The organism is Streptomyces sp. NPDC019531 (assembly GCF_044903305.1).
Lineage (GTDB): Bacteria > Actinomycetota > Actinomycetes > Streptomycetales > Streptomycetaceae > Streptomyces.
In genome coordinates this window covers 22,481-45,047 of the sequence record NZ_JBJDQL010000059.1, presented here as the reverse complement: position 1 = coordinate 45,047, position 22,567 = coordinate 22,481, and the positions used below count along the sequence as shown (strand labels likewise).

The 22,567-nt window shown below is 71.6% G+C and carries 20 protein-coding genes; 9 read left to right on the top strand and 11 right to left on the bottom strand.

Going from position 1 to position 22,567, the window contains the following annotated elements; all coding sequences use genetic code 11:
- Positions 1–1,974 (top strand): ABC transporter permease (locus ACI2L1_RS40380; RefSeq protein WP_404744443.1); only part of this gene is annotated, 1,974 nt, incomplete at its 5' end.
- Positions 1,975–2,177: 203 nt separating this feature from the next.
- Here the strand turns inward: ACI2L1_RS40380 and ACI2L1_RS40375 are convergent.
- Both ACI2L1_RS40375 and ACI2L1_RS40370 read right to left on the bottom strand, forming a co-directional pair.
- Entirely contained in the window at positions 2,178–2,714 is a 537-nt protein-coding gene (locus ACI2L1_RS40375; protein ID WP_404744442.1) for an ATP-binding protein, read from the bottom strand.
- Between the two features lie 212 nt (positions 2,715–2,926).
- The gene (locus ACI2L1_RS40370; protein ID WP_404744441.1) at positions 2,927–3,250 is read right to left on the bottom strand and encodes a hypothetical protein; all 324 of its coding nucleotides are present in this window, start codon (positions 3,248–3,250) and stop codon (positions 2,927–2,929) included.
- A 346-nt stretch (positions 3,251–3,596) separates the two neighbouring features.
- On the opposite strand from ACI2L1_RS40370, the gene ACI2L1_RS40365 reads away from it, so the two are divergent.
- Positions 3,597–4,721, top strand: coding sequence for a PLP-dependent cysteine synthase family protein (locus ACI2L1_RS40365; protein WP_404744440.1), 1,125 nt, complete (start codon positions 3,597–3,599; stop codon positions 4,719–4,721).
- A gap of 300 nt (positions 4,722–5,021) precedes the next feature.
- Here the strand turns inward: ACI2L1_RS40365 and ACI2L1_RS40360 are convergent, their stop codons facing one another.
- The 3 genes from ACI2L1_RS40360 to ACI2L1_RS40350 form a co-directional block, all read right to left on the bottom strand.
- Positions 5,022–5,192 (bottom strand): hypothetical protein, encoded by a 171-nt coding sequence (locus ACI2L1_RS40360; RefSeq protein ID WP_404744439.1) that lies wholly within the window; start codon positions 5,190–5,192, stop codon positions 5,022–5,024.
- A 201-nt stretch (positions 5,193–5,393) separates the two neighbouring features.
- The gene (locus ACI2L1_RS40355; RefSeq protein ID WP_404744438.1) at positions 5,394–5,873 is read right to left on the bottom strand and encodes an SRPBCC family protein; all 480 of its coding nucleotides are present in this window, start codon (positions 5,871–5,873) and stop codon (positions 5,394–5,396) included.
- 49 nt (positions 5,874–5,922) lie between these two features.
- Positions 5,923–6,762, bottom strand: coding sequence for a DeoR/GlpR family DNA-binding transcription regulator (locus ACI2L1_RS40350; RefSeq protein ID WP_404744437.1), 840 nt, complete (start codon positions 6,760–6,762; stop codon positions 5,923–5,925).
- 308 nt (positions 6,763–7,070) lie between these two features.
- Between ACI2L1_RS40350 and ACI2L1_RS40345 the strand changes: the two genes are divergently transcribed.
- Positions 7,071–9,398, top strand: a complete 2,328-nt coding sequence (locus tag ACI2L1_RS40345; RefSeq protein WP_404744449.1) for a hypothetical protein — start codon at positions 7,071–7,073, stop codon at positions 9,396–9,398.
- Here the strand turns inward: ACI2L1_RS40345 and ACI2L1_RS40340 are convergent.
- From ACI2L1_RS40340 to ACI2L1_RS40325, 4 genes are all read right to left on the bottom strand, one after another.
- Positions 9,368–11,803: a right-handed parallel beta-helix repeat-containing protein gene (locus tag ACI2L1_RS40340; RefSeq protein ID WP_404744436.1), complete on the bottom strand. Its 2,436-nt coding sequence runs from the start codon at positions 11,801–11,803 to the stop codon at positions 9,368–9,370. The genes ACI2L1_RS40345 and ACI2L1_RS40340 overlap by 31 nt on opposite strands.
- 111 nt (positions 11,804–11,914) lie before the next feature.
- On the bottom strand, positions 11,915–12,520 hold the full coding sequence (locus ACI2L1_RS40335) for a hypothetical protein (protein WP_404744435.1): 606 nt from the start codon (positions 12,518–12,520) through the stop codon (positions 11,915–11,917).
- Between the two features lie 215 nt (positions 12,521–12,735).
- On the bottom strand, positions 12,736–13,560 hold the full coding sequence (locus tag ACI2L1_RS40330) for an MOSC domain-containing protein (RefSeq protein ID WP_404744434.1): 825 nt from the start codon (positions 13,558–13,560) through the stop codon (positions 12,736–12,738).
- Positions 13,561–13,602: 42 nt separating this feature from the next.
- Positions 13,603–14,040, bottom strand: a complete 438-nt coding sequence (locus tag ACI2L1_RS40325) for a DUF6643 family protein (protein ID WP_404744433.1) — start codon at positions 14,038–14,040, stop codon at positions 13,603–13,605.
- 294 nt (positions 14,041–14,334) lie between these two features.
- Between ACI2L1_RS40325 and ACI2L1_RS40320 the strand changes: the two genes are divergently transcribed.
- Positions 14,335–15,537 (top strand): TerD family protein, encoded by a 1,203-nt coding sequence (locus tag ACI2L1_RS40320; protein WP_404744448.1) that lies wholly within the window; start codon positions 14,335–14,337, stop codon positions 15,535–15,537.
- 4 nt (positions 15,538–15,541) lie between these two features.
- On the opposite strand, the gene ACI2L1_RS40315 is transcribed toward ACI2L1_RS40320, so the two are convergent.
- Entirely contained in the window at positions 15,542–16,738 is a 1,197-nt protein-coding gene (locus tag ACI2L1_RS40315; RefSeq protein ID WP_404744447.1) for a glycosyltransferase, read from the bottom strand.
- A 39-nt stretch (positions 16,739–16,777) separates the two neighbouring features.
- Between ACI2L1_RS40315 and ACI2L1_RS40310 the strand changes: the two genes are divergently transcribed.
- Positions 16,778–17,566, top strand: coding sequence for a glutamate racemase (locus ACI2L1_RS40310; RefSeq protein WP_404744432.1), 789 nt, complete (start codon positions 16,778–16,780; stop codon positions 17,564–17,566).
- 87 nt (positions 17,567–17,653) lie between these two features.
- On the top strand, positions 17,654–18,202 hold the full coding sequence (locus ACI2L1_RS40305; RefSeq protein ID WP_404744431.1) for a hypothetical protein: 549 nt from the start codon (positions 17,654–17,656) through the stop codon (positions 18,200–18,202).
- 15 nt (positions 18,203–18,217) lie between these two features.
- Here the strand turns inward: ACI2L1_RS40305 and ACI2L1_RS40300 are convergent, their stop codons facing one another.
- Positions 18,218–19,246 carry an O-antigen ligase family protein gene (locus ACI2L1_RS40300; protein WP_404744430.1) on the bottom strand — a complete coding sequence of 343 codons (1,029 nt, stop codon included), beginning with the start codon at positions 19,244–19,246 and terminating at the stop codon, positions 18,218–18,220.
- 239 nt (positions 19,247–19,485) lie between these two features.
- On the opposite strand from ACI2L1_RS40300, the gene lnt reads away from it, so the two are divergent.
- The 3 genes from lnt (at position 19,486) to ACI2L1_RS40285 (ending at position 22,500) form a co-directional block, all read left to right on the top strand.
- Positions 19,486–21,099 carry an apolipoprotein N-acyltransferase gene (lnt, locus tag ACI2L1_RS40295; protein ID WP_404744429.1) on the top strand — a complete coding sequence of 538 codons (1,614 nt, stop codon included), beginning with the start codon at positions 19,486–19,488 and terminating at the stop codon, positions 21,097–21,099.
- A gap of 66 nt (positions 21,100–21,165) precedes the next feature.
- Positions 21,166–21,645, top strand: a complete 480-nt coding sequence (locus ACI2L1_RS40290; protein ID WP_404744428.1) for an NUDIX hydrolase — start codon at positions 21,166–21,168, stop codon at positions 21,643–21,645.
- 54 nt (positions 21,646–21,699) lie between these two features.
- Complete coding sequence (locus ACI2L1_RS40285) at positions 21,700–22,500, top strand: 3-hydroxybutyrate dehydrogenase (protein ID WP_404744427.1); 801 nt, start codon at positions 21,700–21,702, stop codon at positions 22,498–22,500.
- The last annotated feature ends 67 nt before the right edge of the window (positions 22,501–22,567 follow it).

The window sequence follows — 22,567 nt, the reverse complement described above, 5'->3', positions numbered from 1 at the left end:
ACCTTCACCGGTATGACCCGGGCCGACGCCGAGAGGTACCTGACGGCCGGCCCCGGTGAGGCGTCGAGCATCCAGGTGCGTGCGGGGCCCGGTGTGAGCCAGCGGGAACTGATCGACCGACTGACTCCCTTGCTGCCCAAGGGCGTTGAGGCCATCACCGGACAGGAGTCGACCGAGGAGAACACCGACATGATCTCCAGTCAGTTCCTGGCGATCTTCACGACTTTCCTGCTGGTGTTCTCCGGCGTCGCGCTCCTGGTCGCCACCTTCTCCATCCACAACACCTTCGCGATCGTCGTCGCCCAACGCACCCGAGAGAACGCCCTGTTGCGGGCGCTCGGTGCCTCCCGACGACAGGTCACGGCGTCGACCCTGACCGAGGCGAGCGTGGTGGCCGTCACCGCGTCCGCCGCGGGGCTCGCGGGCGGCATCGGCATCGCGGCCGGACTCCAGGCGCTGTTCCCGGCCATCGGATTCCCCTTCCCCAAAGGCGACTTGGTGGTAAGTGTGCTGTCGATGGTGCTGCCGCTCGCGGTCGGCATCGTGGTCTGCCTGGGCTCCGCGCTGCTGCCCGCCGTACGCGCCGGCCGGACCGCCCCGCTGGCCGCGCTGCGCGAGACCGCCGTCGACCAGTCGGGTGCCTCACGCGTCCGGGCGGCCACCGGCGGGGGTCTCGCGGCAGTCGCGGTAGCCGTCACCCTCACCGGTGTCCTGGTGTCACCGTCCCTCTGGCTGGCGGGAACCGGCGCCGTTCTGGCCCTGGTCGCGTTCGTGGTCCTCGGCCCGGTCGCCTCCACGACGGCCGTACGTGTCCTCGGAGGTCCCCTCGACCGGCTGCGCGGAGTCACCGGCGGACTCGCCCGGCGCAACGCCCTGCGAAGCCCCAGGCGGACGGCCGCCACCGCGAGCGCGCTGATGATCGGCGTGGCCGTGGTCTCGCTGTTCACGGTGTTCGGGGCCTCCCTCAAGGCGACCATGGACCAGACCGTGTCCCGGTCCTTCGCGGGCGACGTCGCCGTCAGCACCCCGGGGTTCGGCGGGGGCGGCAGCGGCCTGAGCCCCCGGCTTGCCGACGCGGTCCAGGAACTGCCCGAGGTGGACACGGCCGTCGGACTCGGGCGCGGTGTCGCCGAAGTCGACGGCAAGGGACGGGCGTTGACCGTCACCGACCCGCTCGCACTGGAGCGCACCTTCGACCTCGGCCAGGTCCGCGGCTCCCTGAGCGACCTCGGCACCGACGGCATCGCCATCACCGAGCAGGAGGCGGAGAAGCAGGGCCTCACGACAGGGGACAAGACCCGACTCACCTTCACCGACGGCGAGAAGGACACCTTCACGGTCCGCGCGGTCTACGGCCGGTCCGAGCTGGCGGGGGAGTACGTCATCACCCGGGCCGCCTGGGCCCCGCACCGCACACAGGACTCCGACACCCTGGTCGCCGTCTCCTTCAAGGAAGGCGTGGACACGGGCGCGGGCAAGGCGGCGGTGGAGAAGGTGGCGGCGCGGTACGGCAATCCGGACGTGCAGACCCGCGACGAGTACGCCCAGTCCTCGGCCGGCGGAATCGACATGATGCTGACGCTCGTCTACGCGCTGCTGGCCCTCGCGGTCCTCATCGCCCTGCTCGGCATCGCCAACACCCTGACCCTGGCGATCCACGAGCGCACGCGCGAACTGGGCCTGCTGCGGGCCGTGGGCCAGACCCGGTCCCAACTGCGGGCCATGGTCCGCTGGGAGTCGGTCCTGGTCGCGGCCTTCGGCACGGTCGGCGGACTCGCCCTGGGTGCCTTCCTCGGCTGGGTCCTGGTCGAGGTCTCGGACGGGGCGAGCGACAGCTCCTTCGCCTTCGCGATGCCACCCCTTCAACTCGCGGTGGTCGCCCTGGTGGGCCTCGCGGCGGGAGCCCTGGCGGGCCTGCGTCCGGCACGGCGAGCGGCACGCCTGGACGTACTGCGGGCCATCGCCACGGAGTGAGGAGGGCACATGCCCGCCAGGGTCCAGTGCCCGCCAAGGTCCAGGCGGCCCCACGCCACCGGCTGCGCGAGAGCCTGAGGGGCGCGCCGGTGTCGAGACGGTGAGCGCGCGGAGGCCCGAAGGGCCGGGCGCGGTCGCCGTCTCGACCGGGGCTCACAGCGCGCCGCAGGCGAAAGAGCAGACCAGAGGCAGTCACCGCCCGGTCAGCCGGCAACGGCGGACCGGGCGGGAGTGTGTTCGGGCCGGCGGCCGTCCACGGAAACCTCGGTGAACCTGAGCGCGGGCTTCCCCGCGACCGCCCGCCGGAGCGGACGTGTGGCGGCGGCCCGCGCGGCGGCCGGCGTCGGCAGCGTGAACCACACGACCTTCCCCGACTCGCCGTCCGGCCGGACGCCCCAGCTTTCGCTCACCGCGGCGACCATCGCGAGCCCGCGCCCGCACGTGGCGAGCGGCTCGGTGTCGTCGATGTCGGCCACGACCGGCAGACGCGGATCGTGGTCGTGCACCGAGACCATGAGCCGGTCGAGCAGCAGCTCGATCTCCACGGTGCACGTCTTGTCGGGCTGGGCATGCCGGTGGACGTTGGTCAACAACTCCGTCACACCGAGGGCCGCCCGGTCTATGAGGGGATCCATATGCCAGTAGCGCAACTGCGCTGAAAGGATTCTGCGGACCTGGCCGATCCGCGACGGCAGGGCTTGAAGCTCCACCGTGCAGTGCCTGCTTGGGTGACTGATCACTGCTGCGACTCCCCGACGTGAGGTCCGGAAGAACACGGAGTTCGGATCGATCCAGCAGGTGCCTGCGTGAAAACGGCTGCCTGCCGTCGTGCCCGGCGGGCTGGTTCGCAGCGTAATCGCCGGTAAACCGAGAGTGATGCGAGATCAGCGTGACTCAGGAGGTACGGCACCGCAACTCGCGACCGGCGGGGGCGCCCGCGCGGGGCGACGACTCAGCCGCTACGGCCCGCAGCCCGGCGTACGGCCTCGATGAACCGGCGTGCCGCGGGCGGCCCAGGCTCGCCCGGCGCCGGGTCGTGATCGCCCAGGGTCAGCAGATACCGGTTGCCGTTGAGGTCCGCGAGAGCCCGGTCGTCCGCCGCGAACCAGGGCTTGGAGGCGCGCACCGCCTGCACCGGCGCACTGTCGATCTCGCTGCCGTAACTGGTGAGCAGTTCCAGTCTGCCGTCGCTGATCCGGACCTGACCGGCCCGGGTGAGCGAGCGCAACCTCTTGCCGATTCGCACGCCCGTAGCCGTGAACTCCGGCTCCTCCATGCCGCCCCGCCCCCTTGTGCGCGTCGGTGTGCCGGCCCGTGCTCCCGCTTGGGCCGAGAGCCGGCTCCTGTCGTGATCCAGTGTGCGCCCCCGTCCGGGACGTCGTCCCGTCCGGTGCAGTCTGCCCGCCATGGGCGTCGAGCACCAGTACGCATGACACGGCCATCGGAACCGCCCGGAGCACTCGTCCGAATGCGCCCCCACAGATGCGTCCCACCATGACCCAGGGGTGCCTTTGGGGCACTCAAAGGTGCGTTTATGCAGGTGAGAAGCGTGCGGAAGGTGTCTATGATCGAGACGTCGGCCACGCGACCCGCCGTCGGCGCGCAGCGTAAGGAGCCCTGTCGTGAGTACCCCTCAGCAGACCCGCACCGGCGACACCCTCGACGTCGACCACAGCGACGCCGCCTATCGCGGCTGGCTGAAAGAGGCCGTCCGCAAGGTCCAGGCCGACGCCAACCGCTCGGCCGACACCCACCTCCTGCGCTTCCCGCTCCCGGAGAAGTGGGGCATCGACCTGTACCTCAAGGACGAGTCGACCCACCCGACCGGCAGCCTCAAGCACCGGCTCGCCCGCTCGCTCTTCCTCTACGGCCTCTGCAATGGCTGGATCCGGCCGGGCCGCCCGGTGATCGAGGCGTCCAGCGGCTCAACGGCGGTGTCCGAGGCCTACTTCGCGAAGCTGATCGGCGTGCCGTTCATCGCGGTCATGCCGCGCACGACGAGCGCCGAGAAGATCCGCCTCATCGAGTTCCACGGCGGGCGGTGCCACTTCGTGGACGACTCGCGCACGATGTACGAGGAGTCCGCCCGCCTCGCGGTGGAGACGGGCGGCCACTACATGGACCAGTTCACCTACGCGGAACGGGCCACGGACTGGCGCGGCAACAACAACATCGCCGAATCCATCTTCCGCCAGCTGGAGTTGGAGCGTTTCCCGGAGCCCGCGTGGATCGTCGCCACGGCCGGCACCGGGGGCACCTCGGCGACCATCGCCCGGTACGTCCACTACATGCAGCACGACACCCGCATCTGTGTGGCCGACCCGGAGAACTCCTGTTTCTTCGAGGGCTGGACCACCGGCGATCCGGACGTCACCTGCGACTGCGGCTCGCGCATCGAGGGCATCGGCCGGCCGCGCATGGAACCGAGCTTCGTGCCCGGTGCGGTCGACCGCATGATGAAGGTCCCGGACGCGGCCAGCGTCGCCGCCGTACGGGCCCTTGAACAGGCCATCGGCCGCAAGGCGGGCGGCTCCACCGGCACCGGCCTGTGGAGCGCGCTGAAGATCGTCGCCGAGATGGTGGCCGAGGGACGGCAGGGCAGTGTCGTCACGCTCCTCTGCGATCCCGGTGACCGCTACCTCGACAAGTACTACTCGGACGCCTGGCTTGCCGAGCAGGGCCTGGACATCGAGCCGTACACGACGTCGATCGCCTCACTGCTGGACACCGGGCTCTGGCCCGGATAGGTCGATCCGGGGCGATCAGCCCCTGGGCGTACGGCCGAGCCCACACCCGCGCGGGCCACACGGCTGTGACCGGTGTGTACGAGACGGCTCCCGGAACCCCTTCTGGGGCGCTGACCAGCATGTACGCCTCGGTCAAGTCGGTCACGACCACGACGGGTGTTGGCCTGGTCGATGAGGGTCCTGTTCGGGCGGGCCAGGCCGAACTCGGTCCCCTCCGGATCCGGCGGCGCGGTCCGCGATCTGTCCCCGCTCCGTCCGAGCTCTGTCCGACGTCCGCCTGAGAATGCCGTGGGCGAGGATCTAGTCGGTCTCCCGGCTCTTCGCGCCGGACGTCGGATCGAGGTGCAGATGCTGCTTGACGACCTTGCGGTCCGTCACCGCCATGAAGCGGATGCCCACCACCGCCCTCTCGCCCGGCACGATCACGACCTCCCGCTCCCGCTCGGACAGGATGATCCGCTGGCGCGGCACACGGACTCAGAACCGCCGACCCAGAACCGGTCCGCGTGGGGCCGGACGGGCAGACCGTGGCCGTCGACGGCGGCGTGATGCGGCGACACGGGTCCGCCGGTCAGCGTGCCGCGGGTGGCGGGAACCAGCTCCATGGGCATCGCTCCCGCGTCGCAGGCGGGCAAACCTGGACCGCTCCAGGGGCTCGCCCCGTCGGCCCGGCTAGGAGTGCCGCTCCGCCAGCCGCCCGTCCAGCGTCCTGACCGCGTCCCGGAAGGCCCGTCCCAGGCCAGCGCGCCCGAGCTTCGCGACGACGCGGAACGCCGCCGTGCCGTCCGCGGCGAACGTCCACCGCACCCGGGTGCCCGTCCCGGTGGGGGTGAGCCGCCACTCCTCGGCGATGGCGCGGGCGCCGGGAGCGTTGGCCACATCGACGCGGTAGGCGTAGACCTCGGGCTTCTCGGCCGCGAGGATCGTCTCCTGGAAGCGTCCGCCACCCTTGAGGTGGATCTCCCGGGTCGAGCCGTCCCCGGTCGACCGGGCCAGTGTCACCGCCGAGAACCATTCCTCCCAGCCCGGCACGTCCTCGGCCAGCGCATGGAAGACCGCCTCCGGCGGGGCGGACATCTCCTGCGTGAACACCAGCCGTACGGGCGCGATCCCGATGAAGTCGAGCCCCACCGCACGCAGTTGGTGAGCCATGACACCCCCCTGGTCCGGATCAGGAGGTGTCACCCTAGCTGACGCTCTGTCAGCTGTCTGTACCCTCAACGGGCTCGCCGATCTCACCGGCCACCACCAGCCGCCGCAGATGCTCGGAGATCTCCCCGCGCGCCGCGGCCGGCAGCCCCGCGTCCGTCACCAGCGTGTCGACCTGCTCCAGCGAGGCGAACGAACTCAGGCCCACCGTGCCCCACTTGGTGTGGTCGGCGACCACCACGACCCGCCGCGCCGACTGCACGAGACGCCGGTTGGTCTCGGCCTCCGCGAGGTTCGGCGTCGACAGACCGGCCTCGACCGATATCCCGTGCACGCCGAGGAAGAGCACGTCGAAGTGGAGCGCCCCGATCGCCTGGTCGGCCACCGGCCCCACCAGCGAGTCGGACGGGGTGCGCACACCGCCGGTCAGCACGACGGTCGCGGCGCCCTGACGGGGGCCCGTGGTGCGCTGCGCCGCGTGGAACACGTCGGCCACCCGCACCGAGTTGGTGACGACGGTCAGATCGGGTACGTCGAGCAGATGGTGCGCCAGCGCGTACGTCGTCGTACCGCCCGACAGCGCGATAGCCGTACCCGGCGCGACCAACTCGGCCGCGGACCGCGCGATGTCCTCCTTGGCGGTCAGCTCCAGGCCCGACTTCGCCTCGAACCCAGGCTCGTGCGTGCTCGCCTCGACCACGGGGACCGCGCCGCCGTGCACCTTCTCCAGCACACCCTGACGGGCCAGCGCGTCGAGATCACGCCGTACGGTCATGTCCGACACGCCGAGCTTGCGGGTCAGCTCGTTGACCCGTACCCCGCCTCGGCGCCGGACCTCGTCCAGGATCAGGGCGCGCCGCTGCTCCGCGAGGAGGTTCTGATTCTCACTCACGTACGCTCCGGTCCTTTCGCCTCAAAGCCGTCCGACACGCCCTGCGCACCCTCTCCCACAAGGACATTTTGCCCGTCCCAGGTGCGCGGACGTCCCATACTCGCACGGGCCCCCTCGGGTGGCGCCACCGACCGGCCGTCGCGCTCACGCCACCGGTCCGACACCCTGGCTCCCGTCGTCACTCGGATCGGGGAGATTCCGTGACGAGAGGTGTGCGAAACGCGCCGAGCGGAGATCCTTGTGCCCGCACGGACAGATGCCGACGGCGCGTCACGGGGGAAGTGCGAACAGTGGAACGTGTCACGACCATGGGCGCGGACGGCTCGGCCGCCTGGCCCGAAGAATCCGGCACCGCCCTGGAACTCCTGGTCCACGGAGTGGGCGGCACCACGCCGGAGAAGATGCTCGACGATCCGCGCACGGTGCGGATCACCGGTGACGACATCGCGGCCGTCTTCCGACGCGCCGACGACGTCGACGCGGAGACCAGGAAGAGCGGAGCGCACGACGGCCGCACCGGACCGGTGCCCGAGGCCTACGTCTGGTGCAACCTCACCTCCGGCAACGGCACCCGCGCCCTGTGGCTGCTCCTGCTGCCCTTCATGGTGGTCAACCTCGCCCACTGGATGCGCCCCACCGCGCGTGGCCGCAAACGGACGGTGCGGCTGTACGGCCTCCTGGTGCGGCTCGCCGGTCTGACCTTGACGGTTCTGCTGGTTGCCGCCGCCTGCGAGGTCGCCCTGGACCTCGCGGCCTGGCAGTGCGCGGGCACACGCGCGTGCGCCGAGTCGCACTCCTGGCTGGGCTTCCTGTCGCCCGACGTCTCGGACGCCGGCTGGTGGAGCAGGCCGGGGCGCCGCCTCGCCGTCGCCGCTCTCGTCCCGGCCGCGCTCACCGGTCTGCTCTGGTACCTGTCCCATCGCACCTGGAGCGCCTACGAGTCCCAGCAGCCCATGTCCCGCGAGGGCGAGCCCGAGAAGGACAACGGCCGCACCGCACTCGGCCGACCTGGCTTCTGGTACGGCCGCCGCCTGGTCGCCCGTCTGCGCGCCGCGCACACCGCCGCGGGACTGTTGACGATCGCCGCGGCGGTCAGCTCGACGGCGGCGCGCTTCGACCGCGAGCCGGGCGGTCCCGCACTGCTCGACACACTCGGCCGGCTCCTGGAGGCGAGCCTCGTCATCGCCGGAGCGGCCGTCGTCTGGGTGGTGTGCCGCCGCGGCCGCACCGAGAAGCGACTCGACCGGGAGCTCGACGAGCATCTCGTACGACGTCTGCCGCTCGCCGCGCTCGGCCTGCTCACCCTCGCCGCGGTGTACGCCGGGTGGGCACGGCCGGGGTGGGAGTCGCACGGGCGGCTGTCGGGGGACGCCACCTTCGGCGGCATCGCCTTCGTGCAGGGGCTGCTGGTCATCGCCCTCGCCGTGGTCGCCCATGTGCTCTACCGCACGCATCCCGACCCGCGCGCCGCGATGCGCGGCCTCGGCGGACCCGCCGTGGCGATGCTGGCCTGCGCCCTGGGCGGCGTGATGTCCGGCGGCGTGTCGCAACGCGTGGCCGACTGGCTGGACGGCACCGGCGCGACCATCCCCGGACCGCCGGTCCTGCTGACCTGGCAGGCCTCAGTGATCCCGCTGGTCCTCGTCGTCCTGCTGGGCCACTTCGCCTGGCTCGGCCGACGCACCTGGAGGGCGAGCCAGGCCCAACTGGCCATGGTGGAGAGCGAGTACCCCGAAGAGCCCAAGGAAGCGACCCGCACCCGGCGCATCGCCAGGACCCGCGCGATGGCCGCACTGACGGACCGAGGACCCCGTCTGATCGGCGTGACCTCGGCCAGCACCCTGCTCCTCGGCGCCGGAGCCCTCGTCGGCGCCCTGACCTCCCACAAGACACCGGGCAAGGCCGCCGAGGGGTCGTACGCCTTCGTCGAGAGCGCCGCGGAGACCGCGCAGGCACTCGGGTCCTGGCTGATCGGCCTCGGCTTCATCCTGTTCGTCACCTGGGGCAGGCGCGCCTACAAGGACCCCTCCGCCCGCCGCACCATCGGCATCCTCTGGGACGTCGGCACCTTCTGGCCGCGCGCCGCCCACCCCTTCGCCCCGCCCTGCTACGCCGAGCGCGCCGTACCGGACCTGACCTGGCGGATGGCGACCTGGACCCGGGCCACGCGCGGCCGCCTGGTCATCTCCGGACACTCCCAGGGCAGCGTGCTCGCGGCCGCCGCGGCCTGGCAGCTGGAGTCGTCGGTCCGCAAACGGGTCGCCCTGCTGACCTACGGTTCGCCGCTGGAGCGTCTCTACGGCCGCTGGTTCCCGGCCCACTTCGGCCCGGCCGCCCTCACCGCCCTGCACCACGACGTGGACTGCTGGCGCAACCTCCACCGGCTCACCGACCCCATCGGGGGCCCGGTCCGGCTGCCCGGCGACTGCGGTCCCGAGGTGGACCGTGAACCCCTGAAGGACCCGCTGGCCTACGGCCGCACCGACCTGCACCCGCTGCCCGCGCAGATCCTCGGCCACTCCGACTACCAGGCCGACCCGGTGTTCGCAGAAGAGCGGGCGAGACTCCTGGGCCGACTGCGCCCTGACCTGCCGGGCCCGCGGTCTCAGGACGACCCGGGCAGGTCCTCGGCGTAGAGCAGTGTCAGATCGTCCGTCGTCGGGTCGTCCACCTGGGCGACCCGGCTCGCGTGCTTCTCCACCATCGCCTCGAAGGTCTGGCGCGCGGTACGACCATTGCCGAACGCGGGCCCCTTCGGCATCACCGCGAAGTACTTCCGCAGGGCATCGGGGGCGCCCGGCGCCAGCCGGTACTCGTGCTCCTCGGCCTGCTGCTCCACAATGCTGAGCAGTTCCTCGGGGTTGTAGTCGCTGAAGGTGATGGTCCGTGAGAAACGGGAGGCCACACCCGGGTTGACCGACAGGAACCGCTCCATCTCGGCGGTGTAGCCCGCGACGATCACCACGACCGCGTCCCGATGGTCCTCCATCAGCTTCACCAGCGTGTCGATGGCCTCCTTGCCGAAGTCCCGGCCCGAGTCCTCCGGCGACAGCGCGTACGCCTCGTCGATGAACAGCACCCCGCCGCGCGCCCTGTCGAAGGCCTCCTGGGTGCGGATCGCCGTGGAGCCGATGTGCTCGCCGACCAGGTCGACTCGGGACACCTCGACGAGATGGCCCTTCTCCAGAACGCCGAGGGAGGCGAGGATCTCGCCGTAGAGCCGCGCGACCGTCGTCTTGCCGGTGCCCGGGGAGCCCGTGAAGACCAGGTGACGCTTGACGGACGCCGCCTTCAGACCCGCCTGCTGGCGGCGCCGGCCCACCTCGATCATGTCGGTGAGCGCCCGCACCTCGCGCTTGACGCTGTCGAGGCCCACCAGCGCGTCGAGCTCGCCGAGGACGGCCTTGGAGGTGCGCGACGGCTTCTCCGGCTCGGCAGGCGCGACCAGCGGTTCCTGCTCGGTGATCCGCTGCCCGGGGATCGCGCCCAGCAGCCCGGGCGAGTGGGATTCGGTCTGTACGGCCGGCTCACGAGCTGCGGCCGGTGTGAGGCCGCCACTCTCGTCGCTCGTGCAGTCCTCGACGACGGGGCCCGCTCCGGCCGCCGCGTCCGGGGCGTCCGCGAACTCGTAGCCCCCGCGCGCGCACCGCTCCGTGCGGCACTTCCGAAGCGTCGAACGGCTGCCGTCTATGACATGGAAGCCGTAGCCGCCGCTGCCCGTCACCCGGCAGTTCAGGAAGCTGCCGCGGCCGCCCGCCGACACATAGAAGCCGGCCTCCGCCGGGGAGTCGACGGTACAGCGCTCGATCGTCGGGTCGGCGCCCTTGGTGACGATCACGCCGGTCTGGGTGCCGTCCACGGTGCAGCCGTTGAGAGTGCCGCCGCTGCCGTGGTCGCGGAACCAGGCACCGGTCGCCGCATCCCGGATCCGGCAGTCGTCGAGCTGCGCGGTGGCGCCGTCGCTCACCGACACAGCCGTGTTGCGCACCTGGGAGATGTCGCTGTCTACGACGTCCGCGCGGGAGCCGCGGTCCAGGACGAACAGGGCGTCCGGTACGTCGTGGACCCGGCAGGAGTCCAGTACGGCGGTGGCGCCGTCACTGACCCAGACGGCCGGGTAGTCGCCGGTGCTGTCGAAGATCTCGCACTGGTTGGCGTCCACGCGCGTGCCCGGATCCCACACCGACAGGCCGTTGCGCCCGAACTGGCGCACCGTCGTGCGGGTCAGGGTCAGGACCGAGCGGGAGCGCAGGTCGACCGCGTTCTCCGGGATGTCGTGGATACGGCAGTCGGCCAGCGTCAGCACCGCGTCGGTGTCGAGCGTGACGCCGTCGGCGGTGGTGCGGTGCACATCGCAGTCGGTGAGGTGCGCCGTGGCCCGGCCGGTGATCTGGACCCCGCTGCCGCGCACCTCGTAGATCTCACAACCCACGGCCTCCAGTGCGGAGTTCTCGCCGGTCGCCGCCAGCCCCGCGCCCGAGGTGTGGTGGATCCGGCAGCGCTCCAGACGGGGATGGGCACCGCCACGCACCGAGACACCGGACTGGCCGGCTGCCACGATCTCGCACTCCTCGAACACCCCACCCGCGCCGTCCAGTACGGCGATGCCGATGCCGGCCGGGTTGTCCACGGTGCAGCGCCGCACGGTCGGCCGAGCACCGCCTCGCACCTCGATCCCGGCGGCGGAGCGGGTGATGACCCTTATGTCGGCGAGCTCCGGTGTGCCCTCCTCGACGAGAAGGGCGGGTGCGGCCGCGTCCTGGCCCTCCACGTGCAGGTCCTGGACCACCGCCGAGGCACACACGGTCAACGGCACCCCGTCCAGCGGCGCGATGCGCACGGAGCCGGGCGAACCCTCCGGGCCGCGCAGGGTCACCGCGCGCTGCACGACGAGGTTCTCCCGGTAGGTGCCGGGCGCGATGGTGAGGACATCGCCGTCGGCCGCGGCCTCCAGGGCGGCGGCAAGCGACGCGTACTCACCTGTGCGGCGCCGCCACCGCGATGTACCGGTGTGCGTCACCTGGACCGTGCCCTGTGCCATGGCGTTGCTGTGCCCCCACCTCGTAGTACGCGGGTTTGTGCTGCCGATTAACTTCGGCCGGTCCACCGTAGCGTGCGCGCGGGTGGTGGGTTGACCAGAGCCGTAAGGCCGTCAACTGCCGGTGCCGGTCCGGCCCCAGTCCGGGCCCGCGCGATCCCAGGCCTGGTCCCAACGGGCGTACCGGCGACGGACCATGCGCCACACGGCGAACCGCCTGCTGCCCTCGATCACGCCCGCGACCAGCAGGGCCGCGCCTATGCCCGCGAGGACGGCATGGGTGGTGGCGGTGGCGGAGTCCAGCGGCCGGGCCGCTGTCCGCCCGTGGAGGTCCGTCCACATGCTGAAGTGGTCGCCGCGGTGCGGGGTCTGGAGATCGGCCATCACCTTGCCCTCGTGGGTGGTGCCGTCCGGCGCGGTCCAGTCGGCGAGCACCCGGCTGCGCAGATCCCGTCCCGTGGAGGTCTCGGGGTCGGTGTCCAGGAGGGAGCGGTCCAGCTTTCGGATGACCGTCGCCGTCACGAGTTGGCGGGACTCGCGCTGCTCCTGGACGGACCGCTGCAGGGCGTCCTGTGCCACGCCGCCGATGACGGAGCCGATCACCGGTCCGACGACCAGGATCAACAGCAGGGCCACCAGGCCCATCCAGGCCTCGGCCAGGTCGGTCCCGCGGCGCAGCGGATTGCGCCGCCATCGCCAGAGTCCGCTGATCGCTCGCACCGCCCGCACCCCCTTCCCGCTCCGTGATAACCCTCGGCGGAGTCGTTCACGCGCGGGACCGGCCGAAGAGAGAGCGAAATCACCTGCGGCCGGGTCCTCTCATGAACTCCTCATGAAAGCCCCAACGCGCGGGCCCCCGGGCCGGGTTCCTCTCGGCCGGACCGGGGTGGATCTTTGACGGAATTCTGTCCACGGCCGCCCTGCCGACCGACCGCCTAGCCGAGAATCCTGACCGGATCACCGACCCTGATCGTGCCGCGGGACTGGGGCACCAGGTTCTGTCCGAAGACCAGTTTGCTGCCGAAGCGGCGATGTCGGCCCAGGGTGTGCAGAGGCTCCCTGCCACGGACGGCGCTGGCCTGGTCGGTCGTGGTCACCACGCACCGCCCGCACATCTTGGCCACCCGGAAGGTGACGTCACCGATCGCGATCCGTGACCAGTCGTCCTCGGCCCAGGCGTCGGTGCCGCTGATGACCACGTTCGGCCGGAAACGGTTCATGGGCAGGGGACCGTCAGCCGCGTACCGGCCCTCGGAGATCAGGGAGTTGAGGGCGTCGAGGGAGGCCGTGGAGGCGAGCAGGAGCGGAAAACCGTCGGCGAAGGTGACGGTCTCGCCCGGCAGTGCGTACTCGGGGTCGACCGGGCGGCGGGTGGCCGGGTCGTCCATGTGGACGAGGCGGGTCCGAACGCCGAGGTAGTCGCTGCACCAGTCGTGCGCGGCCGCGTCAGCGGCGGGTACCCCCTGGACCTTCTCCCCGAAGAGTTCCAGCGTGACGGTCTCGGCCGGCTCCGGGACGGGCACGGCCAAGGGGGTCATGCCGGGTGCGGACAGCAGAACGCCGCCGGGCATCAGCTCGGCGGCGGCCAGCGCGAGGCGCGGCTGCTGTCGTTGTGTGACGACCTTTCCCCCGTCGTCGACCAGCGCCCAGCGCCGGTCTCCTACCAGCCCCCAGGGCTCCACGTCGGCCTCCAGGGTTGCCAGACCCCGGAACGCCTTGACCGGATGGACGTGGATCGACAGCAGCTGCGCATTCCCCATGGGGCCATCGTGCCAGGTGGCGCCGACAGCCCGGGAAGGGAATCAGTACCCGCGGTACTGCTGGTTGTTGTACGGGTCCTGGTAAGGAGCCGCCGGAGCGGGCCGGGGAGCCGCGGGGCGCATCGCCTCGTAGCCCGTGCCCATTCCGGGAGCTGCCTGACGCGGCTGCTGCTGCGGCCCGGGATAACCGCGCGGCCCGCTGGCCTGCTGCGGGATGTACGCCGCGGGTGCCTGTTGCAGCGGTGAAGGCTGCTGGGCCTGCGGATAGCCGTAGGAGGGCTGGGAGGGGCCCGCGGGAAGAGCGGGCAGCGCGGACGGCAGCGCGGGCAGATGGCTGGCCGGGGCGTCGTACGCGGCAGGGACCCGGATCGGGGCGATCTGCGGGGTGCCCCGCTCGGCCACGAGTGAGTCGTAGATCGGAGTGTCCGGGAAGGAGGCGGAGTAGTAGCCGCCGCCATAAGTGGAGCGGGGGGAGGTCATGGCACATAAGTTAAGCCCACGATGTGCTGGTTGGGGAGACCGATAAGAGGGTTGTTTTCCGTGCCGGCAGTGACGTGGGATCCCCAATGCGAGCGAACTCGGCAAAAAAGGACGCCAACCCAGGTCCGGGTCGTGTAAAGACCGAGTTCCCGGCGGGTTACCGACAGTTGGCCGGCGATCTCTGTGCACGGGATGGGAGTTCGCTGTCCCGGGGGAATAGGTTGAGCGGGTAGAACACGAAGGACCGCCGGGCGCGTCCTGGCCTGCCGACACGTGATGGGGGCGGACATGTCAATGCCGAAAGGGTCGAACGCACCGGTGCCCACCACGGCACTGCGCGTCGAATTGGGCTGGCGTTCCGGACCGGGCGTCCCCGACGCGGATGCCTCGGCCCTGCTGCTCGTCGGCGGAAAAGTCCGTTCCGACGCCGACTTCGTCTTCTACAACCAGCCCGCGCACTCCTCCGGAGCGGTCCGTCACGAAGGCAAACGGACCGACGGCGGCCGGGTGACCGACACACTGCTCGTCGACCTCGCGCGCGTGGAGCCGTCGGTCGAGACCGTCGTACTCGCCGCTTCGGCGGACGGCGGGAGCTTCGCCAGGATCCCGGAGCTCTACATCGAGGTCCGGGACGCCGCGCAGGGCACCGTGGCCGCGCGGTTCGACAGCGCGGGTGCCACCGTCGAAACCGCTTTCGTGCTCGGTGAGTTCTACCGTCGCCAGGGAGCCTGGAAGTTTCGTGCCGTCGGTCAGGGATACGACAGCGGACTGGAAGGTCTGGCAACAGACTTCGGTATCACCGTGGACGAGCCCCAGCAGGCCGCGCCCGCCGCAGCTGCCCCGGTCACCGCGCCACCGGTCCGTCTGACCAAGGTGACGCTCACCAAGTCCGCGCCCTCCGTCTCCCTCACCAAACAGGGCGGCACCTCGGGCACGATGCGTGTGAACCTCAACTGGCAGGTGCGCAAACAGTTCTCGGGATGGGGGAGCAAGCGTGGCCGCGCGGTGGCCATGCACGCGGACCTCGACCTCGACCTGTGCGCCCTGTACGAGCTCTCCGACGGCCGCAAGGGGGTCGTACAGGCGCTGGGCAACGCCTATGGAGCCCTGCACCAGCCGCCGTACATCCACCTCGACGGCGACGACCGCACCGGTGCGCTCGCGAGCGGCGAGAACCTCACCGTGAACCTCGACCACAAGCGGGACCTCCGGCGCGTCCTGGTGTTCGTGACGATCTACGAGGGCGCGCGTTCCTTCGCCGACCTGCACGCCACGGTCACCCTCCAGCCGCAGTACGGCGCCCCCATCGACTTCTCCCTCGACGAGTGCACGGTGCCCTCCACCGTGTGCGCGCTGGCCCTGATCACCAACACCGGCGACGACCTGGTCGTCCAGCGAGAGGCCCGCTATCTGGTGCCCGACCGCGGGGTGAGCCCGCAGCGGACGGTGGACTACGCCTACGGCTGGGGCATGAACTGGACCCCGGGCCGCAAGTGAGGCCCTACCTCTCCTCGCTGACGACCGCGTCCGGGCGCGCGTAGGTGCGGCCCTTCCAGGCCGCGCCGCGCCCTCTGTAGTGCTGCACCGCCGAGTCGACCGTCATGAGGAGGTAGAGGAAGGCGGTGAACGGCAGCAGGGGAGCGAGCCACAGCGGCTGTCGGTAATAGCGGAGCATCGGGAAGTACGTCCCGGCCATGACCAGCCACGCGAGCCCACCGAGCACCACGGTCGCCGTACCGCCCGTCGCCAGACCCGCGACGACGGCGACGGGCGGTACCAGATAGACCAGGGCGAGCCCGGCCACCGTGGCGAACAGCACCAGGGGGTTGTGGCGGAGCTGGGCGTACGCGCTGCGCGAGACCATCCGCCACAGGTCGTGCAGCCGGGGATAGGGGCGCACACTGGCCACCCGCTCGGCGAGGCCCAGCCAGATGTGGCCGCCCGCGCCCTTGACGGCCCGCGCGAGTGCCACGTCGTCGATGACGGCCTGCCGGATGGCGTCCGGGATGCGTGCCCGCTCGGCGGTCTCGGCGCGCAGCAGGACACAGCCGCCCGCCGCGGCCGCCGTCCGCGCCCTCTTGTTGCCGATCCGGCGGAACGGATAGAGCTGCGCGAAGAAATAGACGAACGCCGGGACCACGAGCCGCTCCCACAGGCTCTCCACCCGCAGCCTGGCCATCTGCGAGACCACGTCGAAGCCCCCGGCGCGCGCGGCGGCGACCAGCCGCCGCAGGCTGTCCGGCTCGTGGGCGATATCGGCGTCCGTGAGCAGCAGGTACTCGGGATCACGCGCGTGTGCCAGGCCGATGCCGTGGCGCACGGCCCATAGTTTTCCCGTCCACCCCGCAGGCGGCTCGCCTGGCGGGGACACGGTCAGCGGCAGCCCGCCGTGCAGGCGCGCCAGTTCGCGTCCAAGCTCTCCGGTGCCGTCCGAACTGCCGTCGTCGATGAGGAAGACCTCCGCCCGCCCCGGATACTCCTGCGCGAGCAGCGAGGGAAGGCTCGTGGGCAGCACCTCCGCCTCGTCGCGGGCCGGAACCACGACAGCCACGGACGGCCAGGCCTCGGGATCCCGCTCCGGTGGGAGTCTCACATCCGTGCGCCAGAAGAAGCCCTGGCAGAGCAGCAGCCACAGCCAGGCGGCGAGGGATACGGCGGCGGTCCACGCGATGGCGCTCACGCGCGCAGTCTGCCCCACGGGCCCGGCTCGCAAGAGCTCATCGTCTATCGTGGCCGGGTGAAGATCGCGCTCTTGGACTCCGGAATCGGTCTGCTCGCGGCCACCGCCGCGGTACGGCGACTGCGCCCCGACGCCGATCTCGTGCTCTCCCTCGACCCCGACGGCATGCCCTGGGGTCCCCGGACGCCGGACGACATCGTCGGGCGCGCTCTGGGCCTCGCCGAGGCCGCCGCCGCCCATGGTCCCGAGGCCCTGATCATCGGCTGCAACACCGCCACCGTGCACGCCCTGACCGCCCTGCGCGCCCGCCTCGAACCGGATCTGCCGGTCATCGGCACCGTCCCCGCGATCAAGCCGGCCGCGGCCGGCGGCGGCCCCTTCGCCATCTGGGCGACTCCCGCCACCACCGGCAGCCCCTACCAGCGCGGTCTCATCGAGGACTTCGCCGACGGCGTCCCGGCCACCGAGGTGCCCTGCCACGGCCTCGCCGAGGCGGTGGAGCACGCCGACGAGTCCGCGATCGACGCCGCCGTCGCCGCGGCCGCCGCCCTGACCCCCGAGGACGTGACGACCGTCGTCCTCGGCTGCACCCACTACGAACTGGTCGCCGAGCGCATCCGAGCCGCCGTGCAGCGCCCCGGCCGCCCGCCGCTCGTCCTGCACGGCTCCGCCGGAGCGGTCGCCGCCCAGGCCCTGCGCCGGATCGGCGAGCAGCCCGCACCCGAGGCGCCGGCCACCGGCACCCTCACCGTGCTGCTGAGCGGCCGCGAGGGCACCGCGCTGCCCGCGCCCGCCCTGGCCTACGGCGAAGGACGGCTCCTGCGGACGGCGACGCCCGCCCGCTGACCTCCCTCGCTGACGACACACCCCCCTGGCGCAGTCACCCTCCGCAACGAGGTACCCCCACGGCGAAACCTGAGTAACCTCGTAGGCATGAGGGACCACCCCCACGGCAAGCACATCTCGCACCACACCGACGTCTGGACCGGTCGCGCCTCCAACCGGATCCAGTGGCTGCTGGCGCTCGGCGGTGCCGCGATCGTGGCGCTCGGCGTCGAGCTCGCGGTCGACTCGGCGTGGACCTCCGGTGTGGCACCGCTCGTGATGTCCGTGGTCGGCTGCATCGCCGCCGGACTGCTGGTCCTCTTCCTCACGCTCGCCTTCGTCCATGTCGCTCTCAGGGTCGACATGGACTCCCTGGAGGTTCGCTGCGGCCACATCGGCGTGCCGCGCCGCCGGATCCCGCTGGCCCATGTCGCCGGAGCCGAGTTCGTCCCGCACGTCACCCCGCGCCATTGGGGCGGCTGGGGCTACCGCTGGCGCCCGGAAAAGGGCACCGCCGTGGTCGTACGCCGTGGTGAGGGTGTGGTCCTGCAGCTGTGGGACGGCCATACGTTCACGGTCACCGTGGACGACGCGGAGTCCGCCGTACGGATCATCCGGGACCGGCTGCGGTCAAGGACCACGGGGCCGCGACCCTGAGATCGAGCCGTTCGGTCACCTCGGGGACCGCTCGTCGGCGAGCGGGTGTGCCGTCGCCAGGCCGGCCAGGAGTCCCGCGCCCACCGACACCATCGTGAAGCTCAGCGCGTTGCCGACCGCGGCGATGGCCGCCAGTGCCGTCAGGGCCGCGCCCGCGGTGAGGACGACCGGTGTGGGGCGCGGTGAGCGCCACAGGGCGTACAGCAGCCAGCCGAAAGCCGCAGCCAGCAGGACCACTCCGACCAGCCCCTGCTCGGCGGCGAGCTGAAGCGGCGCCGAATGCGGTTTGCCGTCGGGCAGCAGTGACTGTGCGGCCGTCGTGCTGAGCTCCCCGAAACGGCCCGGCCCCACGCCGAGGGCGGTGTCCTCACGGGCCAGGCGCAGGGCGTCGTGCCACAGCTCGATGCGGTGCGCGGTGAGCTGACCGCGCAGGGACGCGGCGAGACCTTCCGGTACGGCGTTCCCGGCCACGGCCCAGATCAGGCCGGTCACCGCGGTCGCGGCGAGGGCGAGGCCGGCGATGCCCGGGCCGCGGTGGTGCATCCGGCCCGCGGCGAGCGAGCACAACAGCACCGCGGTGCAGCTCACAAGCCCGGAGACCGAGCCCAGGGTGGCGGCGGCCACCGCGATGCCGACGGCCGCCATCCGCAGGAGGAGCCGCAGTGCGGACGACCGGGTGGACCAGGCGGCACAGCACGCGGCGCCGGTGGCGAGCGTCAGCAGGGCGGCCGTGGCGCCCGCTTGACCGAGCGGTGCGACGAGCTCGGGGCCCGGCGCGAGATGCGGGAGCCCCACCGCCAGGCCCAGCCAGGTCAGTGCGGCGGCGCAGGGGGCGGCGACCGGCAGCAACGCCCCCGAGATCCGTCCCGCGGCATACCCCGCCGCGACGGCCAGCAAGGCGAGGAGGACCCCCTCCGGGCGGCCGTCGTGCGCGGCCGCGGTGATCAGCGACCAGGTGGCACAGGCGCCGAGCACCAGTACACCCACCGCGTCGGAAACGTTTCGTCTGTCGCCGTCCTCATCCGGACCGGCCACAGACGTCATCCCCGTGGAACCCACCTCGCCCCCGAACCCCGGTCCCCCGACCTGTGGCCCCCGCCGCCCGGATTGCCACCGGCCAGTACGAAAGGGGCTCCGGCACACCGTAACGGCTGATGGTCGATTTGTGGACGAGTTGCGGCGGGTTGCCCGGCCATGACACGGCTCACATGCCCGGCCCCGGGACACGGCCACCACGTGGACCGCGCTGTCGACGCCAAGGTCAACCGCCGTACACTCCCGGAGTGACCGTCACCGCAACTTCCGTGGACGAGTCGGACCAGATGGGAGCGCAGTCCGCGCCCGCCTCCCGCTGGGCCGCCCGGCTCCGCCGTCTCGTCCCGGCCGCCGCAGCGGCGCTCTCCGGAGTGCTGCTCTACGTCAGTTTCCCGCCGCGCACCCTGTGGTGGCTGGCCCTGCCGGCCTTCGCTGTCTTCGGCTGGGTGCTGCGCGGCCGCGGCTGGAAGGCGGCATTCGGTCTCGGCTATCTCTTCGGCCTGGGCTACCTGCTGCCGCTCCTGGTGTGGACCGGAGTAGAGGTCGGCCCCGTGCCCTGGATCGCCCTCGTGGCGATCGAGGCGATCTTCATCGCGCTGGTCGGCGTGGGTGTCGCCGCCGTGTCGAAGCTGCCGGGCTCGCCGGTGTGGGCGGCCGCCGTGTGGATCGCCGGAGAGGCGGCACGCGCGCGTGCGCCGTTCAACGGCTTCCCCTGGGGCAAGATCGCGTTCGGACAGGCGGACGGCGTCTTCCTGCCGCTCGCCGCGGTGGGCGGCACGCCCGTGCTGGGCTTCGCCGTCGTCCTGTGCGGCTTCGGCCTGTACGAGATCGTTCGCCTCGTCGTGGAGCGACGGGGGACTGGTGCCGTACGGCGTCCGGCCGCGGCCGTGGCCCTGCTGAGCGTGACCGTGCCGGTGGTCGGGGCGCTCGCCGCCCGGACGCTGGTCACCGACAGGGCCGAGGACGGCACCGTGACCGTCGCGGCCATCCAGGGCAACGTGCCCCGCGCCGGGCTCGAGTTCAACGCCCAGCGGCGGGCCGTGCTGGACTACCACGCGCGCGAGACCGAGTGGCTGGCCGCCGAGGTGAAGGCCGGCAAGGTCGAAAAGCCCGACATCGTGCTGTGGCCCGAGAACTCCTCCGACATCGACCCCTTCGCGAACGCGGACGCCGCCGCGGTCATCGACCAGGCGGCCAAGGCGATCGACGCGCCGATCTCGGTCGGCGGTGTCGTCGAGCGGGACGGCAAGCTCTACAACGAGCAGATCCTGTGGGACCCGGTGAAGGGCCCCACCGACACCTACGACAAGCGGCAGATCCAGCCGTTCGGCGAGTACCTGCCGCTGCGCTCGCTCATCGGCGCGCTCAACGAGAACTGGACCTCCATGGTCCGCCAGGACTTCAGCCGGGGCACCGAGCCGGGCGTGTTCCAGATGGCCAACGCCAAGGTCGGCCTCGTCACCTGCTACGAGGCCGCCTTCGACTGGGCCGTGCGCTCCGAGGTCACCGACGGCGCACAGCTGATCTCGGTGCCGAGCAACAACGCGACCTTCGACCGCAGCGAGATGACCTACCAGCAGCTCGCCATGTCCCGGGTGCGTGCCGTCGAGCACAGCCGGACCGTCACCGTGCCGGTGACCAGCGGTGTCAGCGCGATCATCATGCCGGACGGGAAGATCACCCAGAAGACCGGCATGTTCGTGGCCGACTCGCTGGTGCAGAAGGTGCCGCTGCGTTCGACGGAGACCCCGGCCACGCGGCTCGGGATCCTGCCCGAGATGGCCCTGGTGCTGGTCGCGGCCGGCGGGCTCGGCTGGGCGATCGGCGCGGGAGTGCGCAGGCGTCGCGCCGAGGGCGCGTAGGCGTACGTCGGTCGTACGGTCCTGGAAGATCGCTTGAGCCATCAGAGCGGCCGTTAGGGTCGGGGCATGGCTACTCCTGACTTCATCCGCACCCTGCGGCGTTCCATCGGTCACGACCTCCTCTGGCTCCCCGGCGTCAGCGCCATCGTCTTCGACGACGAGGACCGAGTGCTGCTCAACCGCCGCTCGGACACGGGCAAGTGGTCGATGCTCGGCGGTATCCCGGAACCGGGGGAGCAGCCCGCGGCCTGTGCTGTGCGCGAGGTCGAGGAGGAAACGGGCGTGCACTGCGTCGTCGAGCGGGTCGTCGTGGTCCAGGCGCTCAGGCCGGTGACGTACGACAACGGCGACATCTGCCAGTACATGGACATCTCGTTCCGCTGCCGGGCCGTCGGCGGTGAGGCGCGGGTGAACGACGACGAGTCCCTGGAGGTGGGGTGGTTCGCGGTGGACGCCCTGCCGGAGCTCAACGAGTTCGGGCTGCTGCGGATCAAGCAGGCGTTGATGAACGCACCCACATGGTTCGACCCCACGAGTTCCGAGTGAAGTATGGGGTGTGACCATATGTGGTGAGGGTCGGGCGCTGCCTAGGGTCGGTACATGACCGGCAGCAGCGCCCTCCCGGGCCCCCAAGCCCCCCTGCTCGACCTCGGCGGTCGCACCGCCCTCGTCACCGGCGCCGCCGGAGGCATCGGCCGCGCCTGCGCGCTGCGGCTGGCAGCCGCCGGGGCCAAAGTGAGAGCGGTCGACCGGGACACCGCCGGTCTGGACGCGCTCGCCGAATCGTCGGCAGGCCTCGCGGGCACCGTCGAGCCGCACGTCCTCGACCTCACCGACCTGGACGCCGCCGAGCACGCCGCCGCGGGAACCGATGTCCTGGTCAACAACGCAGGCATCCAACTGGTGCGCCCCATCGAGGAGTTCCCGCCCGAGGTGTTCCACACGGTGCTCACCGTGATGCTGGAGGCACCGTTCCGGTTGATTCGCGGCGCCCTGCCGCACATGTACGGACAGGGGTGGGGGCGGATCGTCAACGTGTCCTCGGTCCACGGACTGCGCGCCTCGGCCTACAAGGCGGCCTATGTGGCCGCCAAACACGGTTTGGAGGGGCTGTCCAAGACGGCCGCCCTCGAAGGCGCCTCCCACGGGGTGACCTCGAACTGTGTGAACCCCGCCTATGTGCGCACCCCACTGGTCGAGCGGCAGATCACCGACCAGGCGCGGGCCCACGGCATCCCCGAGGAGCGCGTGGTCTCGGAGGTGCTGCTGCAGGACAGCGCGCTCAAGCGGCTCATCGAGCCCGAGGAGGTCGCCGAGGCCGTGGCGTACCTGTGCAGCCCGCAGGCTTCGTTCGTGACCGGCACGTCCCTCGTCCTCGACGGCGGCTGGACCGCACACTGAACGCCGCCCGGCCGCTCAGCGCCCGGACCGGAGTTTTCCACAGGCCTGACGGGGTGATCGTGCGATG

Excerpts from the sequence above, each read along its gene's own strand:
- ACI2L1_RS40370 (WP_404744441.1), bottom strand. The coding sequence starts at position 3,250 with ATGGAGGAGCCGGAGTTCACGGCTACGGGCGTGCGAATCGGCAAGAGG.
- ACI2L1_RS40355 (WP_404744438.1), bottom strand. The coding sequence starts at position 5,873 with ATGGCTCACCAACTGCGTGCGGTGGGGCTCGACTTCATCGGGATCGCG.
- ACI2L1_RS40345 (WP_404744449.1), top strand. The coding sequence starts at position 7,071 with ATGGGCGCGGACGGCTCGGCCGCCTGGCCCGAAGAATCCGGCACCGCC.
- ACI2L1_RS40340 (WP_404744436.1), bottom strand. The coding sequence starts at position 11,803 with ATGGCACAGGGCACGGTCCAGGTGACGCACACCGGTACATCGCGGTGG.
- ACI2L1_RS40330 (WP_404744434.1), bottom strand. The coding sequence starts at position 13,560 with ATGGGGAATGCGCAGCTGCTGTCGATCCACGTCCATCCGGTCAAGGCG.
- ACI2L1_RS40325 (WP_404744433.1), bottom strand. The coding sequence starts at position 14,040 with ATGACCTCCCCCCGCTCCACTTATGGCGGCGGCTACTACTCCGCCTCC.
- ACI2L1_RS40320 (WP_404744448.1), top strand. The coding sequence starts at position 14,335 with ATGCCGAAAGGGTCGAACGCACCGGTGCCCACCACGGCACTGCGCGTC.
- ACI2L1_RS40305 (WP_404744431.1), top strand. The coding sequence starts at position 17,654 with ATGAGGGACCACCCCCACGGCAAGCACATCTCGCACCACACCGACGTC.
- ACI2L1_RS40300 (WP_404744430.1), bottom strand. The coding sequence starts at position 19,246 with ATGACGTCTGTGGCCGGTCCGGATGAGGACGGCGACAGACGAAACGTT.
- ACI2L1_RS40290 (WP_404744428.1), top strand. The coding sequence starts at position 21,166 with ATGGCTACTCCTGACTTCATCCGCACCCTGCGGCGTTCCATCGGTCAC.
- ACI2L1_RS40285 (WP_404744427.1), top strand. The coding sequence starts at position 21,700 with ATGACCGGCAGCAGCGCCCTCCCGGGCCCCCAAGCCCCCCTGCTCGAC.